Annotated in this window: 16 protein-coding genes, 1 tRNA gene, 1 pseudogene and 1 riboswitch; of the genes and pseudogenes, 11 read left to right on the top strand and 7 right to left on the bottom strand. The window is 65.2% G+C overall.

All coding sequences use genetic code 11. The features are described from left to right. Window positions 1-116: 116 nt before the first annotated feature. Window positions 117-548: a hypothetical protein gene (locus ACSKB9_RS06570; protein WP_076831290.1), complete on the top strand. Its 432-nt coding sequence runs from the start codon at window positions 117-119 to the stop codon at window positions 546-548. Window positions 549-563: 15 nt separating this feature from the next. On the opposite strand, the pseudogene ACSKB9_RS06565 reads toward ACSKB9_RS06570, so the two are convergent. After that, window positions 564-947: pseudogene (locus ACSKB9_RS06565) on the bottom strand (VOC family protein). Between the two features lie 262 nt (window positions 948-1,209). Between ACSKB9_RS06565 and ACSKB9_RS06560 the strand changes: the two are divergent. Then, window positions 1,210-1,845 (top strand): hypothetical protein, encoded by a 636-nt coding sequence (locus ACSKB9_RS06560; protein WP_233475693.1) that lies wholly within the window; start codon window positions 1,210-1,212, stop codon window positions 1,843-1,845. A gap of 215 nt (window positions 1,846-2,060) precedes the next feature. Further along, complete coding sequence (locus ACSKB9_RS06555) at window positions 2,061-2,585, top strand: hypothetical protein (protein WP_438072104.1); 525 nt, start codon at window positions 2,061-2,063, stop codon at window positions 2,583-2,585. Window positions 2,586-2,705: 120 nt separating this feature from the next. On the opposite strand, the gene ACSKB9_RS06550 is transcribed toward ACSKB9_RS06555, so the two are convergent. Then, on the bottom strand, window positions 2,706-3,113 hold the full coding sequence (locus tag ACSKB9_RS06550) for a hypothetical protein (protein ID WP_438072102.1): 408 nt from the start codon (window positions 3,111-3,113) through the stop codon (window positions 2,706-2,708). 217 nt (window positions 3,114-3,330) lie between these two features. Further along, window positions 3,331-3,410, top strand: a riboswitch (ZMP/ZTP riboswitch). A 15-nt stretch (window positions 3,411-3,425) separates the two neighbouring features. On the opposite strand from ACSKB9_RS06550, the gene ACSKB9_RS06545 reads away from it, so the two are divergent. The 6 genes from ACSKB9_RS06545 to ACSKB9_RS06520 all read left to right on the top strand — a co-directional run bounded on the left by ACSKB9_RS06545 (window position 3,426) and on the right by ACSKB9_RS06520 (window position 7,613). After that, window positions 3,426-4,289: a bifunctional 5,10-methylenetetrahydrofolate dehydrogenase/5,10-methenyltetrahydrofolate cyclohydrolase gene (locus ACSKB9_RS06545; protein WP_438072100.1), complete on the top strand. Its 864-nt coding sequence runs from the start codon at window positions 3,426-3,428 to the stop codon at window positions 4,287-4,289. A gap of 129 nt (window positions 4,290-4,418) precedes the next feature. Further along, window positions 4,419-4,871: a MaoC/PaaZ C-terminal domain-containing protein gene (locus ACSKB9_RS06540; RefSeq protein WP_076831284.1), complete on the top strand. Its 453-nt coding sequence runs from the start codon at window positions 4,419-4,421 to the stop codon at window positions 4,869-4,871. Between the two features lie 58 nt (window positions 4,872-4,929). Further along, window positions 4,930-5,517: a zinc-ribbon domain containing protein gene (locus ACSKB9_RS06535; RefSeq protein ID WP_438072098.1), complete on the top strand. Its 588-nt coding sequence runs from the start codon at window positions 4,930-4,932 to the stop codon at window positions 5,515-5,517. Window positions 5,518-5,741: 224 nt separating this feature from the next. Next, window positions 5,742-6,035: a hypothetical protein gene (locus ACSKB9_RS06530; protein WP_016846480.1), complete on the top strand. Its 294-nt coding sequence runs from the start codon at window positions 5,742-5,744 to the stop codon at window positions 6,033-6,035. Window positions 6,036-6,279: 244 nt separating this feature from the next. Then, entirely contained in the window at window positions 6,280-6,777 is a 498-nt protein-coding gene (locus ACSKB9_RS06525; RefSeq protein ID WP_438072097.1) for a hypothetical protein, read from the top strand. A gap of 53 nt (window positions 6,778-6,830) precedes the next feature. After that, window positions 6,831-7,613, top strand: a complete 783-nt coding sequence (locus tag ACSKB9_RS06520) for a hypothetical protein (protein WP_438072095.1) — start codon at window positions 6,831-6,833, stop codon at window positions 7,611-7,613. Between the two features lie 26 nt (window positions 7,614-7,639). On the opposite strand, the gene ACSKB9_RS06515 is transcribed toward ACSKB9_RS06520, so the two are convergent. Beyond that, window positions 7,640-8,785: an alkane 1-monooxygenase gene (locus ACSKB9_RS06515; RefSeq protein ID WP_438072093.1), complete on the bottom strand. Its 1,146-nt coding sequence runs from the start codon at window positions 8,783-8,785 to the stop codon at window positions 7,640-7,642. 161 nt (window positions 8,786-8,946) lie between these two features. Between ACSKB9_RS06515 and ACSKB9_RS06510 the strand changes: the two genes are divergently transcribed. Further along, window positions 8,947-9,957, top strand: coding sequence for a helix-turn-helix domain-containing protein (locus tag ACSKB9_RS06510; protein ID WP_438072091.1), 1,011 nt, complete (start codon window positions 8,947-8,949; stop codon window positions 9,955-9,957). A 981-nt stretch (window positions 9,958-10,938) separates the two neighbouring features. Here the strand turns inward: ACSKB9_RS06510 and ACSKB9_RS06505 are convergent. Together ACSKB9_RS06505 and ACSKB9_RS06500 are read right to left on the bottom strand one after the other, a co-directional pair. Beyond that, window positions 10,939-11,015: transfer RNA gene (locus ACSKB9_RS06505), tRNA-Arg, on the bottom strand. Window positions 11,016-11,117: 102 nt separating this feature from the next. Beyond that, window positions 11,118-11,390 carry a hypothetical protein gene (locus ACSKB9_RS06500; RefSeq protein WP_076831273.1) on the bottom strand — a complete coding sequence of 91 codons (273 nt, stop codon included), beginning with the start codon at window positions 11,388-11,390 and terminating at the stop codon, window positions 11,118-11,120. Between the two features lie 212 nt (window positions 11,391-11,602). On the opposite strand from ACSKB9_RS06500, the gene ACSKB9_RS06495 reads away from it, so the two are divergent. After that, entirely contained in the window at window positions 11,603-12,049 is a 447-nt protein-coding gene (locus ACSKB9_RS06495) for a hypothetical protein (RefSeq protein WP_438072089.1), read from the top strand. A 76-nt stretch (window positions 12,050-12,125) separates the two neighbouring features. On the opposite strand, the gene ACSKB9_RS06490 is transcribed toward ACSKB9_RS06495, so the two are convergent. Both ACSKB9_RS06490 and ACSKB9_RS06485 read right to left on the bottom strand, forming a co-directional pair. Beyond that, the gene (locus ACSKB9_RS06490) at window positions 12,126-14,390 is read right to left on the bottom strand and encodes a cation:proton antiporter domain-containing protein (RefSeq protein ID WP_438072087.1); all 2,265 of its coding nucleotides are present in this window, start codon (window positions 14,388-14,390) and stop codon (window positions 12,126-12,128) included. Window positions 14,391-15,163: 773 nt separating this feature from the next. Continuing rightward, on the bottom strand, window positions 15,164-15,466 hold the full coding sequence (locus tag ACSKB9_RS06485) for a hypothetical protein (RefSeq protein ID WP_050385697.1): 303 nt from the start codon (window positions 15,464-15,466) through the stop codon (window positions 15,164-15,166). Window positions 15,467-15,471: the final 5 nt, after the last annotated feature.

The following is a 15,471-nucleotide window of genomic DNA, read 5'->3' as shown; positions in this document are numbered from 1 at the left end:
CGGTTCCTGCCAGGCAGTGTGACGGCGCAATGACAGCGGACCGTACGCGCGAATCAAAGTGGCCCGCGAAATGCATAGCTCTGGTTGCACTGGCCGGTGAGTGCTGGAGCAAACACATGTCTGACTGGATTGAATCCGGCGGCCATTGGGCACGCCCTCGCAGGCTCAATGGAACTTCGGCCCGTTATGCGGGCCACATGATCGCATCCCTCGTGCTGATAACGCTGGTGTTGGTCGCGGCCATGCGAATCGCGCAGGCGCGCGATCCCGACGGCCGCTACGCCAATTCGCCGCTGAAGGAGTGGTTCGACGGCCTGCGCAGCGGCAAAGGGCCGTGCTGTTCGGATGCCGACGGCACAGCGGTCAGCGATGTCGACTGGGAATCCAAGGACGGGCACTATCGTGTGCGCCTCGACGGGGCGTGGATCGATGTCCCCGACGAGGCCGTGGTCACCGAGCCCAACCGGGTCGGTCGCGCCATGGTCTGGCCGATTCCCAGCTACATGGGCGTGACGATCCGCTGCTTCATGCCTGGCAGCATGACTTAGCGCCGCACGCGTGGCTCAGACGTATTTCTGGTCGCGCTCGAGCAGTTCGATCGAGATGCCCTGCGGGCCACGGATGAAGCAGATCCGCACGCCGGGACGGATCGTGGTCGGCTCCTTGGTGAATTCGACGCCCTTGGCCTTGATCTCGGCCGCGACCGCGTCGATGTCCTTCACCGTGAGCCCGAAATGATCGAGCCCCTGATAGGGCGTCACCGGCGCGGCGTTGACGCCGTCGCCCTGGGTCACCTCCGCAATGAACACCCTGGCGCCGCCGAGCTGGACGTCGATGCGGCCGGGGCCGCGGATGATCTCGCCGCCGAGAATGTCGCGCAGTCAGGTCGCGGTGGCCTCGGGATCGGGACTGCGCAGGTGGACGTGGTCCCAGGTGACGACAGGCATTGCGATCTCCTTGTTGTTGTCGTGCCGCTGTTCGGTGCGCGGCACTCGCTCTCGGGCGGCGCAAATCTAGCGAGCGGTTCGCTGGGATACCATCCCTCGTTATGCCTGCCCAAGATTGTCGTCCCGGAATGAAACCATTGCGGCCGTCAGCGATTGTCTTGGCGTGGCCGCTCGACCTGCGGCCGTCCCGGAAGCCGCGCGGTGCGGCTTCCTCTCTGTGTGGGGGGCGGCCCGATCAGGCTGCCAGGGTGAGGGCACGACGATGCGGATCGGCTTGGCGTCGTTTCGGAGGTTGGCCGCCGGACGTCTCGGTGAAGGGGGCTTCTACGCCAGCCTGCTGCTGCCGCTGATTGCGCTCGCCGGGATCGCCGCATGGTTCATGCTCCCCGAGCCGAGCGACGCCGGGGACCAGGATGTCTGGCCGGTGTCCTCCATGATCCGCACCGCGCAGAATGCCCCGACCGGCGAGCAACCAGCCCAAATCACAAATCAGACCGCGAGGGATGCGCTTGCCGCACCGGCGGACGAGCCGACCACCGTCGGTGTGGCCATCGCTCCACAGGGGGCAGAGGAGGCCAAGCCGTCCGGGCCCGGCGCTGAAAGGTCGCCGCTGGATAAGCTGCGGATCGCCTCGCAATCGTGGCGGCGCGGCGGGCTGGGTTCGAAGGCGCTGGTCACCCTGACGCTGCGCAATGCCAATGATTTCGCCGTCAAGGATATCGAGATCGCCTGCGCCTTCATCCGCCGGGACGGTCGGCCGCTGACCGAGCGCAAGCGGCTGATCTCCGACACCATCGCCATGAAGAGCCGCAAGACCTACTCGCAAATGTTGGTCGGGTTCGTCAACGTGAACGCAAACAAGGCGAAATGTTCGGTCGTGACGGCGAGCCGCCTCTAATTCCCGGCATCTCGAAAAAGTGACCGCGAATTGACTTGTCGGGTGAACCGTAACGGCCGGACAGGAACTAACTAATAAACCAGCCGTTAGCGAATCGACCCGGGAGCGCGGACAGCGTCCGGGTGATCATGCGCAGACGATGAAATCGCCCGCGCGATGACTGATGTCGTCGCGCCGAGATGAACCGCGCCCTGCTGCGCGGGGGAGCTACCAAAATGCCTGTGGCGCGTTATTTCCTGTTCGTTGGTGGAGTGCTGCTCGCGCTGCTCTTCGTCGTCAATGCCATCGTGCCGCAGGAGGCCGTGGTCGCCGGCCAGAACCAGGGACAGTCGTCGCCGGGCGTCGACAAGACCATGGTGCGCATCAAGTCGACCCAGAAATTGCCCGAGCGGGTGGTCTACGACACCAATTTGCCGACCATTGTTCCGGCGCAGGTCAACGCGGTCGCCGCGGCCATCCCGTCGGCTACGGGCGATGCGTCGGCGCAAGCCCGCGTCCGCAATACGTTCGCCCAGTTCATTCCGCCGGAGAAGGCTGATGCGCAGAAGGTCGCGGCTGAGGCAAAATCGGCCGAGCAGCCGGCGCAGGCCCAGCCTCAGGCGCCGAAGAAGCGCAAGGTCGCGCGCTACCATGCCCATCCCCAGCAGCCGATGCGGCTGGCACAGCCCGGCATGTATCAGCCCTACCGCGTCGCGCAGCAGCAGCGCATGGGCTTCTTCGGCGGCTTCGGCACCTGGTAAGAAAGGGCTGCCGCAGCCGGCAATCAATCCGCTGCCGCAAACACTTGCGGCGGCTTTTTCATGTCCGCGATCAGGCGGGTGGCCGGATCCGGGACGGCGTCCGAGCGGCGCTCGCTACCTTTAGCGCGGCAGGCGCGGAATCTTGTCCGCGAAGCCGTTGTAGCAGGTCAGCCGCTCGTCCTCTTCCTTCACGAAGCGGCAATCGTTGACGCCCTTGGCCGGGGCGGCCTTCGGCTTCGGCTGCGGCTTGAAGATCTCGTCGTAGCAGATCAGCCGTTCCTTGGTGGCGTCGTCGATGTCCTGACAGGCCTGAAGCTTCTGGGCGACCGATTGCGGCTTGTCGGGCGCGGCAGGCTTCTCGCCTTTCTTGGCGGCCGACTTCTTGCCGACCTGGACCAGCGGCTTGTCGCCGACCATCGGCTGCGAGGTCGCCGCCGGCTTGTCGGCGTCGGCGGGGGCCGGCGTGGTGCCTTGGGCAAGCGCGGCAGCCGGGCAGAAGAGCGCCAGCGCGAGGATGATATGTCTCATGTCGAAAATGTCCGAAATGGCGTGATGACCGGAAGGGATGCGCCGGGGATCGGAAAAGCCCGGCAAGCGCCGAGACTTAACGCAAGTCTTGCTCAAATCCTACCCCCAGAGGTGACCCGCCCGGCACCGATCCACCGGCAAAAGTGAGGGCAATTCGTCGCCGTTCGACCCGCGGGAGAGCGTGAATTGCCTTTGCCCGGCGGGGCGGCTATGACCACGCCATCTGCGCGACTGGCGCTTGGATGGACCACCATCGGGGAGCGCAGAGACTGAACGCCGCGCGCCTGGGCACCGCTTCGAAACGGAGGTGCCATGACGGCGAACATTCTCGATGGGCATGCACATGCCCAAATTGTCATCGACAAGATTGCTGGCGAACTCGACCGGCTGCCCCGCGCGCCGGGGCTTGCGGTCGTGCTGGTCGGCTGCGACCCGGCGAGCCAGATCTATGTGCAGAGCAAGGTCAGGATGGCCGAGCGGCTCGGCCTGCGCGGCGAGGTCGCACGCCTGCCGGATGATGCCAGCGAGTCCGATCTGCTTGCCGGAGTAGAGGCGCTCAATGCGCGCGACGATATCGACGGCATCCTGGTGCAGCTGCCGTTGCCGGCGCATATCGACGCCTTGCGCGTGATGGCGGCGGTCGATCCCGCAAAGGATGTCGACGGCCTGCACGCCCTGAACGCCGGCCGGCTGTTTCACGGCGATGACGCGCTGGTGCCGTGCACGCCGCTCGGCTGTCTCCGGCTGATCAAGTCGGTCCGATCAGACCTCACCGGCGCCCATGCAGTGGTGATCGGCAGCTCCAACATCGTCGGCAAGCCGATGGCCGCGTTGCTGCTGCAGGAGCACGCGACCGTGACGCAGACCCATATCCACACCCGCGGCATCAGCAGGATCTGCCGCGAGGCCGACATCCTGGTGAGTGCGGTGGGCAAGGCCGGCCTCGTGCGCGGCGACTGGATCAAGCCCCAGGCCATCGTCATCGACGTCGGCACCACGCGCGTCGAGAAGCCGGACGGCGGCTACGCGGTGTGCGGCGACGTCTCGTTCGACGAGGCGGTGCAGGTCGCCGGCGCGATCACGCCGGTGCCGCGCGGCGTCGGCCCGATGACGATCGCCTGCCTGATGGAGAACACGCTGAAGGCCGCAAAGGCGAGGGCGGCCCGGCTGCAATAGCGCGGGATGCCCGTGGCGATATGCGAGCGGCGGGTGTCGCTCGCGTATCGCGCGCGAAGTTCATGACGTCCGGGGTAATGGAAAGCCCGCACCATTCGTCTATCGTCGCGCGACAGATGGAGGCGCGCGATGCTGTATGCGGAAGATCTCACCGAGGGCCAGACGTTCAAGCTTGGCAGCTACACGATCGGCGAGGCCGAGATCCTGGAGTTCGCCGGCAAATATGATCCGGTGCCAATCCATGCCGATCCCGTCGCGGCTGCGGCAGGCCCGTTCGGCGGACTGATCGCAAGCGGTTTCAACACCATTGCGATCTATCAGCGGCTCGTCGTGGAGGCGATCTGGACCAAGGTGGCGGGGATCGTCGGGCGGAGCTTCGAGATCCGCCTGCCGAGCCCGGTTCGGCCCGGCGCCACGCTCACCGGCCAATCCCAGATCCAGAAGATCACCATCAGGCCGGAGCGGCGCGACGCTGTCGTGATCTTCAAGACGGAACTGGTCAACGACGAGCAGCGCCCGGTTCTTGTCCTCGTGCTCGACGCGCTGATCCGCATGCGGCCGGCGGAGCAGGGGCCGGCATAGGCGCGGCCTGAGGGGCATCCCGAAGTCATCCGCCGCGGACGGCCGTCAGCGCCTCTACGTGTTCCCCGCACGCGACCTTGTCGTCGCGCAATGTTGCGGCAATTATGACAAGCTGGCGGCAGGACGGCAGCGCATCAATGACGTCATCATCGACGAGGTCGTGCTGCCCGGTATTTACTTCGTCGATGCGCCGAAGGCATTCGACCCAGACGGATGTGCCGCCGTGAAACGCAGCAAGCAGACGAACGGAGAGATCGAAGCCAGGCGGCGCAAGGCCGAGGAATGGCGCCGCATCCAGGCGCAACGCGCCGCTGAACGGCAACGTCTCCGCGACTACAAGATTGCGCTGGCGCGCGACGAGGTTGCCGTGGATACGACGCGGCTCGCGCCATCGAACAGCTATTCGACTCCCGATTTCGTGCTGCGCGGAACCTATCGACCGGAGCCCTTCATCTGCAAGGACTGCGGCGTTGCCGAGGTCTGGACGCCGTTGCAGCAGAAATGGTGGTACGAGACCGCCAAGGGCGATGTATTTACCGCGGCGGTGCGCTGCCGGGCCTGCCGCACCAGGGAGCGCGCGCGCAAATCCGCCGCACGCCGCGTGCATCTGGAAGGACTCGCAAGGAAGAAGCCTCCCGTCTCGTAGCGATGGGCGTGACTTCAGGGTCGCACTTCACATCTGATACGCGGGGAACCGCTGCGCAGGCGGTCAATGCGTCGCGCGTGCGGAACGTTTCGGTGCCTGATCGGTTCGAGACCTTGAAGCCCCCGATGTGGGGTGCGGGCGGGGAGGAACCAGCCAAGGAAAACTTGTCAAGGAAACCTGTCAAGGAAGCCATCGCGGCCGGAACCAACGAGAAGGAGCAGCGGATGAAACTCAATTCCACGCAAGTCAAGCAGACCATGACGCAACTGAATGCCCAGGTGCTTCCAGACGATCACCCGGCCGTGGCGCAACTGAACAGCGTGTTCGGTGAGCACACATTCTTCGTCGACACCAGCGGGCTCAAGGTGCTCGAACCCGCCCAGACCTCCGACATGCCGGGGCAGACCGGCGAAGTCGTCAGTCTCGCCGAGTGGAGCGATCCGGAACTGACGTCGCTTCGGCCGCACGAGCCCGAGCCGACCGGCGTGCTCATCGCGCTTGAACCCAGCAAGCACTGAAGCGTTTTCGCGCGAAGTGGAGACCGGTTCGCGCCAGCAAAACGCCACCAAGCATGGGGATTGAGAGCATGATCCGATTCAATCGGATCATGCTCTTTGCGCTGCATCGCGCGGCACCCGCGATCGGCCGTCCCGATGGCGACAGCCCCGACGTCGCATCAAGAGGTGCCGAAAGTCACATGGCAAATCAGCGCCGCCTGCGTATGCATCGGTTTGAGATGGGTATCCAGGCGGTGAGGGGCAGATGGGGATCGTGCGGCGCTGGAGCCCTGACGAGGACGAGAAGCTCAGAGAACTCGCCAGGGCCGGCAAGAACGCTCTCGAGATCAGCAACGAACTGACCCGCAGCGCTTCGGCCGTGCGCCGGCGCGCCGAGGTCCTGTCGGTCCTGATTATGGCAAAGGCGTTTCGCGCGCGCCCCTCGCATGTCGCCACCCATCTCGAGCGGGTCGCGATCGACGCGATCCGCAACCGCCGTCCGTTTCCCGCGGGCGTCGGCCCAAGCACCATTGCCGGAATGATCGAGAAGGGCTGGATCGTCCCGGAGATGGGGCGCCGATACAACGTGACCGATGCCGGCGTGGAGGCGGTGCGGCGGAGATTCCGAGCGGGTGAGAGCGGAGCAGGCTGCGGGTTCGAAGCACTGTGCCGAGCGGCTCGCCCGGCGCCGTGCGAACGGGCGGCTATTCGGCACCGAACGCAAGATTTTGCGCCCGAGACGGCTGCCTGGTCCGTTCAATGATTGGAGGCGCGACGACCAGCGGTCTCCCGTCCGCCCTCCGATCTGATTGCCCGATGCTCAACGCCCAGCACACCCAAGCCGACCGATACCAGCGTTTCGCCGATCTTGCGCCTTTCGTCCGCGAGGCGATCGATACCATCGGGTCATTGACCTCGGCCCAGCGGTTGGATGTGGACTTCCTCGAACGCGAATTTATCCCTGCAATGGGGCTCAATGACGAACTGCTTCATGAGCAGCCGCCGGAGCTGGCGCCGAACTTCGGCAAGGGCCTCCACCTCTGGCAATATCCGAACCAGCTTGCGCCATATCTCGCCTGGCTTGCGCGCAATGCGTCCGGCATCTCCTCATACATGGAGATCGGCTGCCGCTGGGGCGGCATGTTCATCCTGGTGACGGAGTGGCTCAGGAACAGCGGCGCCGACCTCAAGACCGTGATTGCACTCGATCTGATCGCGCCGACGCCCTTTATCTCGACTTATTTCGATCTGCAGCAGCAGCAGGCCGCTATCGAGCCGATCTACATGCAGGATTTTTCGACCTCGCCGCTGGTCGGTGCGCATGTCGACCGGCTGAAGCCCGACTTCGTCTTTATCGACGGCGATCACAGCCTGCGCGGTGCGCTACAGGATCATCTGCTGGTGCGTTCCCACGCCCGCATCATCGTGCATCATGACATCCATTCCCAGGCCTGTCCGGATACCACGCTGCTCTGGAAGGCGCTGAAGCAGTTGGAAGCGCCAAGCTTCGATACGTTCGAATTCACCAGCCAGTATCCGTCGGTGAATGGCTCATTCCTCGGCATCGGCGCCATGAAGCGGCGCTCGGCCCAGATGTAGGACCGGGAGCCGGGCAATCGCCGCGATCACGAGCTCGCGGGCCGATCGCGGAGGTTCAGCTTGCTCTTGTCGCCGCCGGCCCAGGCCAGGGTCTTCGGGTCCATCACCCGGAACCAGAGCGGCGGGATTGCCGCCAGCCCGAACATGCCGGTGTAGCCGTTCGGTAGCCGCGGGATGTCGTCGAAATCGCGCAGCGACTGGTAGGGGCGCATCGGGTTGGCGTGGTGGTCGGAGTGACGTTGCAGGTGGAACGTCATCAGGTTCGAGACGATGTGGTTGGTATTCCATGAGTGGCGCGGCTCGACCGCCTGGTAGCGGCCGTTCGGCAGCTTCTCGCGCAGCAGCCCGTAGTGTTCGACATAGTTGGCCTGGGTCAGCGCGTACCAGCCGAGGAAATGGTGCGCGACGATGAACGGCGCGACCTTCCAGCCGAACAGCGCGATCAGGACGGCCGCGACGACGAGCGTCAGCGCAAAGCCCTGCAGGATCTCGTTGTTGATCGACCAGACCGGCTCGCCGCGGCGGGTCAGCCGTTCCGCCTCGTTGCGCCAGCCGCGCTTGAATGCACCCGGCAGCTCGCGCGTTGCGAACGCGTAGATCGATTTACCGAAGCGCGCGCTGGCGGGGTCGTCGGGGGTTGCAACCCAAGTGTGATGGCCGCGATTGTGCTCGACGCGGAAATGCGCGTAGCCCACCGCGCAGTTGGCGAGCATGCCGAACAGGATGTTGAGCCTATCCGGCTTGTGGCCGAGCTCGTGCCCGATCAGGAGCGCGCCGCCATTGATGGTGCCGACGCCGAGCAGCAAGGCGACATAGGACCACCACGGCAGATCCTGGGTGCCGAAGAAGGCGATCAGCGCGACGTAGTTGATCCAGGGAAACACCACGGTGACGCGTGCGAGCCGCAGGTAATAGGGATCGGCCTCCATCGCGGCGACCACTTCCGCCGGCGGATTGTGGGTGTCTTCGCCGAACACGACGTCGAGCAGCGGGATCAGGATGAAGATGAAGACGAACGGGATCAGCGTCACCAGCGGATTGTGCGTCCGCAGGAACAGCCAGTAGGACAACAGCGGGATCAGCGGCGGAATGAACGAGAGCATCCAGAGATAGCGTTTGCCGTCCCGGTAGGTGATCGTTTCGCCAGCAGCATTGGTGCCCGTGAAGATCATCGCATTCCCTCCAGCATCTCTTGCGAGGCGGCGTTCGCCATTGTTGGGCCAAGCATGCCGCCAGGCGGGCCTGCGCCGCCAGTTCACAACAGGCCAATTTTGTGGCATTTTGCGCCAAGCTTGTTCGGCCGGACGTTCGCGAGGGGGAGGTCGCCGACGCCATGCACGGATCGGAATCCGATGCCCTTCGCACGCCAGTCTCCGCGGCCTATGCGCGGGCCCTGGTGCGGGCATTTGGCCAGACGCAAGGCGATCGCGACGAGCTGCTGAAGGGCACCGGAATTCGGCTCGAGACGCTCGACCAGCCCGGCGCTCACATGCCGGTATCCTCGCTGGTGGTGCTGGCGGCCAACATCACCCGCCGGCATGGCGAGCTGTGGCCGTTGTCGGCCGCGGCGGTGTGGTCGACATCGCTGCAAGGCGCGCTCGATGTCGCGACCAGGACGGCGCCGACCATCGCGGATGCGTTGGCGACCGGCGCGCGCTTCGGGTCGACCCGCGCGCCCTTCGTCCGCAACCGGCTGCGCAAGACAGCGCGCGCGATCCAGATCGAAATCTCTCCCGCCGTCGCGATGGACGAAGCGCTGTGGCACGCCGTGGCGCTGGCGGTCAGCCTCAACGTGCACGCCGTGTACGTGCAGCTGCTCGAGGATGCGATCGGTGAGGCGACGCTGCAATTTCCTTGGCCGCCGCCTGCGGGCGCGGCGCGGCTGCTCGAGCATTATTCCTGCGCGGTGAAGTTCAACGCTGCCGCTTTCATCTTCGAGGTGCCGAAAGCGCTTGGCGCGCGGCCGTCGCCGTTTGCCGATCCGCAATTGCACGCCAAGGCCATCGAAGCGCTCGAGGCGATCGAGAATCCGCAGCCCGACACCACGGCGCTGGCGGGGATCGTCGAGCGCCTGATCGCGGCGCGCCTGCCGCAGCGTCTCGGTGAGGAGGAGGCCGCGCGCCTCATCGGCACCTCGCGGCGAACGCTGGTGCGGCGGCTCGCCGAGACCGGCAGCGCCTTCCGCCCGCTGCTCGACGGCGTGCTTCGCGAGCGCGCTAGGATCATGCTCGCGGCCGGCACCCAATCGCGTGACGAAATGGCGGCCGCGCTCGGCTACACCGATGCGACGAGCTTCAGCCGGGCGTGCCGGCGGTGGTTCGGGGAGAAGAACGGGCGGGGTTAGGGCGCGGTCGATGGCTCGCGCAAGTCCACAGACCCTGGTGGACGGTACGCACACTTAAATGATGCCGATCCCGTCAATGCGTATGCAGGGCGTTGTAGGCGTGGGCAAAAAACACGGCGGCGCTGAGGAGCAGCAGCGCGACAATGGTTGCTTCCATCATGACACTTCCCCATTATTGTTTGGGACAAGTGGTACCGGTCAATTGTTTCCGCCCGGTTTCGTCCGCTGATGAAAATGGTTTCGCGGCAGGATCGCTGCAACGATCGGCTGCCGGATCGAGCTCGCGCGGTGCTCGGATCGCTCGGCATCGATACTGTGACGCCGACCTAAAAGCTACGCCGCCGGGCCCGAAATGGTTTGTCCCGGCGGCGCCCTGTCATTCCCAGCGCTAGGGCCCTGAAATTCCCAGTGTCATTTCCTTAGCAGATCCGCGGAGAGACGGCTGTTGCCGAACCCACACAAGCTTCTAAGAGAGGAGCCGACGCCAGGGCCTACACGTCAGCTCCTCCGAAACGTGACCGTGCTGCGTCCCCAACGGTCCCGTCCCTCAGAGAAGCCTGCGCCGATCTAGTTGCCGATTTGCTAACCGTCCCTCTCGTCGGCAGGGCGGCCGATACCATCACTCCAATTCTGATATCGTTTTTCGGCGAGCCTGGCCGGGAGGTAATCCCTATTGGTGCTATTTGCGGCAGGAACGAGCGGTGGTTTGGGAAGTAGTGTCTTCCGGCTCCCGGCTCTCATACCCCCAAACCCGGCTGGGAGCCACAAGGGCGGCCTCGGCGCGCGGCGTCGGGGCCGTTCTCATCTTGCAGCATCGCTTTCCAGAGCAGACGCTAAACCGTCGTGTTGCGCGGAGTGATTTGTAGCGGCTGGTGGCGCGTTGATTTTACTTGCAGCGAGTTGAGCTGGCTCGCAACGCGAAAACGCTCACTCAGAACGAAATGAGCGCGGCTTAAATTATTGATCTATCGGTAAAATCGCTGGCGCGCTCGGAGAGATTCGAACTCCCGACCCTCGGAATCGAAATCCGATGCTCTATCCAGCTGAGCTACGAGCGCGTTGCGGGTCGATTATCAGACTTGGGCGGGGAGGGCCAGCAGGCAGGCACGGAGCGCGGCACCCAGCGGTGCCGGCACGTCCCGCCGTCTCCCTTATAGCCGTCAGAAGCAGGGATGCCGGCGGTGGTCCTGGCCGATATAGGCGGCCGCGCTCTGGTAGCACTTGTTGCGCGGGGAGCCGTCGTAATAGGCGAAGCTGCCGGCAGTCGGGCCGGGGCCGTAATTGTGCAGATAGCTGATGTGGTAGGGCAGGCCCCAATGGGCGTGGTGGTGATGCCGGTGGTGGCGCGGATGGGCCGTGAGGTCGGCCGCAGCCGCCGGGGTCAGGGCCATCACGGCCAGAGCGAGGGCGGCGAAAAGCTTGGTCTTGGTCATGAGCGGCCTCCGGTCATTTACGGGAATCGGCATTGTGGGCCGCCCCGGGGTCCATTTAACCCGGAATCGGGGCCAAAAGCTGCGGGAAATCAGTCACAGCGCGCCAAATTTTGCCTTTTTGCGGATGCTTAACGGATTGCCAACACAGTCCGGCCAGAGTCTTGCGGTCAGGTCCGCCCGGGCCCGGCCTTTCCCGCGGTTTCGAACGATCCATGCGCATCACGCCCCTTGTCGCCTTGCTGCTCTCGGTTCTGGCCGCGACGCCCGCGCAGGCGGTGCTGCACATCACGCGCGACCATGGCGGCTATGTCGAGGAGTACAAGGCCAAGTACAAGCAGATCCGCGAGCGCCGCGAGCGCGTCGTGATCGACGGCATCTGCAACTCGGCCTGCACGCTGGTGTTCGGCATCGTGCCGCTGAACAAGATCTGCGTCACGCCGCGGGCCAGCATCGGCTTCCACCAGGCCTATTACGACAAGGCCTTCACCTTCGGCATCAAGGTCACCAGCCTCGAGGGCACCTCCGACCTGATGTCCTACTACCCCGATACGGTGAAGGACTGGATCCGCCGCAATGGCGGGCTCACCACCGAGATGAAGAAGATCAAGAACGGGATCGATCTCTGGAAGATCGTCGATCCCTGTCCGGAAGAGTGGTAGGCGCGGACGCGCTCACGCTTCGAACCTCCTTCCTCAGGTCCTTGTTCTAGGTCTTCGGGCTTCAAGTCTTCGGGTTTCAGGTCTTGGGCCTGACGTCGCCATCCGACACCAGCAGCACGGACGCCTTCGACTTGCCGAGCACGGCCGCTGCGATGCTGCCGAAATTCAGGCTGTCGCCCTGGATGCGGTCGACGCCGATCACGACGAGGTCGGCCCGGCTTGACGCGATTTCCTGCAGGATCGCGACCTCAGGTGCGGTGTTGGCACGTAGCCGCGTCGTTACGTTGATGTCGTAGCGCGCCGCGGTCGCCGCGATGTCCTTTAGGATGGCTTCCTCATGCGCCAGCGACATGCTGGGGCTGGTGCGGCGGGCGCCCTTGTCGCGCGTGGTCGAGACGTAGACCACCTGCAGCGGCTCGCTCGAAAGGCGCGCCAGCGCGATCGCGACCTCGGCGCCGCGCCGCGACACGTTGCTGCCCGAGACCGGCACCAGGATCTTCCGCGCATTCGCCGTCGGCTCCTTCTCGTGCACGCCCTTGGCGGCCGCGATCGCCAGCGGGCCGTCGAAGCCGGAGGTCAGGTCGTCGAGCCGCCGGTCGAAGCCGCCATCGGGGCCGGCGACCGCGTCCATGCCGACCACCAGCAGGTCGAAACCTTTTTTGGCTTCCTCGGCGATCGCCTCCGCCGCCGTCTCCTCGCGGGCGCGGCTGATGACGTCGACATTGCCGCCGCCGTCGGCCTCGGCTTCGGCGCTCGCCTTGGCCGCGTTGATGACCGCCGCCTCGGGGCTCTCCTCATCGGCACGGTTCTTCTCCTGCAGCTTGGCGTTGGCGCCGACATGCAGCACCGTGATCGGCAGACCGCGCCCGCCGGCGAGCTGGCCGGCGAGATGCGCGGCGAATGTCGCATTGCTGCTCTCGTCGACCGCGAGCAGCAGCCGCTCGAGATTGGCGACGAAGCCGCGCTGCTCATACTCCTCGCGCTCCAGCCGCTCCTTCTCGTCCCGGCCGAGCGGCAGCCGCGCCAGCGCGCTGCGCAGCATCGGCGGCATCGCCATCGTGGTCAGGATCGCCATGGTCACGATCATCGAGAACATGGTCTGGCTCAGCACCCCCATCGACAGGCCGATGGTGGCGATGATCACCTCGGTCGAGCCGCGCGCATTCATGCCGCTCGCCAGCGCATAGGATTCCTGCCGGGTCAGCCCGCCGAGCGCACCGCCGACAAAGGCGCCGCCGAATTTACCGATGCTCGCAATCAGCACCAGCGCCGCGGTCAGCCCCAGCAGCGACGGATCCTTCAGCACCGTGAGGTCGGCGCTGAGGCCGGCAAGCCCGAAGAATACCGGCATGAACAGGCTCGAGATCAGCCCGCGCAGCCGCTCGTCGGTCTGCCGGGTCAGGATCGGGGATTCCCCGACCAGCACGCCGGCGATGAAGGCGCCGAGCACGGTGTGCACGCCGATCAGATGCGTGATCATCGCCATCCCGCTCATCAACAGCAGGATCACGGTGATCACCGCCGCCGAAGAGACCAGATTGTCGTTGGCCCAGCGGATCAGCCGGAACACCAGCCGCCGGCCGATCGTGAAGCTGACCGCGAGGAAGGCGAGGGTGCCGAACAGCGCCTGCGCGACCGAGAGGATGTCGAGGCTGCCGCGCGAGGCAAGGCTGAAGATGACAGCGATGATGATCCAGCCGAGGGTGTCGTCGATGATCGCGCTGGCGACGATGATCTGGCCGACATTGCGGCGCATGAAGTTCATTTCGCGCACCACGACGGCGACGATCTTCACCGAGGAGATCGACAGCGCCGTGCCGAGAAACAGCGATGCGATCAGCCGCGCTTCGGGATACGGCAGCAGGCCGTCGGTAAGGAATTCGCCGAGCACGAAGCCGCAGACAAACGGCACCGCGATGCCCGCCACCGAGATCGTGATCGCGGCGCGGCCGACCTTTCGCACCAGCTTGAGGTCGGTGTCCATGCCCGTCAGCAGCAACAGGAGCAGGATGCCGAACTGCGCAATGCCATCGATCAGCGCCTTCTGCTCGCCGGACGGCGGAAAGATCACGCCGTGCGCCGACGGCCACAACCAGCCGAACAGCGATGGTCCGAGCAACAGGCCGCCGAGCAGTTCGCCGATCACGGAGGGCTGGCCGATCCGCTGCATCAATTCGCCGAGACCGCGCCCGACCGCGATCAGGAGCGCGATCTGGACGAGCAGGATGAACTCGGATGGCTTGCTCGCCTTGTCGCCGGCAGCGTCGGCTGCCGTGATGCTCACGAGCAGGATGACGGTCGCCCAAATCGCCGGTTGAAGCCGCCCCCAGCGGATCACCATGGCATCTCCGATTTCCAATTCCGGCGCGGCTCGGCCGGCTTGCCGCATGCGGTCAACGCCCGGGTTCCGAAAGCGATCCACTGGGTCAGATTTTGGAACAGAGGCGCCGGCGGTTCGTTTTGCTCATGATGCGTTCATCCTGGTGATGCGAATGTCTCCATGAGCGAGCCTGACCGCCGGAGCGGCTGTGGCTCAGCTCGCGCGAACGGGAGGCTGCAATGGCAACCAGATCCAATCTTTCGAAGGCTGAACTCGCGCGTAGCGTTGCCGGCGCTACATCGGCATTGGTGCTTAGTGCGCTCGTCCTGTTCGTCGCCGCGCATCACTTGAGCGGCGGGTAGGAAGGCGGCGCGTGCCGCGCTGATCCATCAAAGCAGGAAGGTCCCGATCAGGAGGCCGGCCGCAAATGCCCAAAGCCCGAGGGTGCAGGCCGATATGACCCGGACGAGATTGCGCAGATCCACGTCCTGCCAACTGCTATGGGACCGATACGTCAATTGCAGGCACCCCCTGCGGTGGCCGCCTTTGCTTCGCTTTTGCTTCCTGGGCCGACAGCCTGTTCCCGATAGGTGCCGAAATGAAGGCAACCGGTGGTGGCGCCCGATCACGCATTTGCGAGCCGTCGCCTAACGCGCGATGAGATCGGGTGCCGTCGTCATCGCGTTCTAGCTCATTGTTTGAGCATGATTTTTTCGAAAAATCGCTGCGCACTTCCCGGATCATGCTCGGGCGTGGGGTATTGTCTTGCTGTCTGTGGGGGCGCCCGCGGCCGGTCAGGCGGCCCGGCGCTTGCGGGTACGTGCCGCCTTTTTCGCCGAGCGCGACCGCTCCGCCGCGGGGCGGCTCGCGGCCGCCTTGCCGCCGAGCTTGCCGCCCTTGCGCGACGGGGAATGATCCTCGCGCGTGCCTCGGCCGGAGCCGCTCTTCTTGCCGCCGTGGGTCTCCTTGTTGACGGTCGCCCATGCGCGCCGCTCGGCCTCGCGATCCGGAACGCCACGCGTCTCGTAGCCTTCCTCGATGTGCTCGGCCTGCCGTTTCTGCTTGTCGGTATAGCTCGACTTGTCGCCTCTGGGCATCGCGC

Origin of the sequence: Bradyrhizobium sp. BR 1433 (genome assembly GCF_051547665.1) — a bacterium.
Lineage (GTDB): Bacteria > Pseudomonadota > Alphaproteobacteria > Rhizobiales > Xanthobacteraceae > Bradyrhizobium > Bradyrhizobium australafricanum.
Note: the sequence above shows the minus strand (reverse complement) of the source record. Positions and strands in the feature narration are given on the sequence as shown.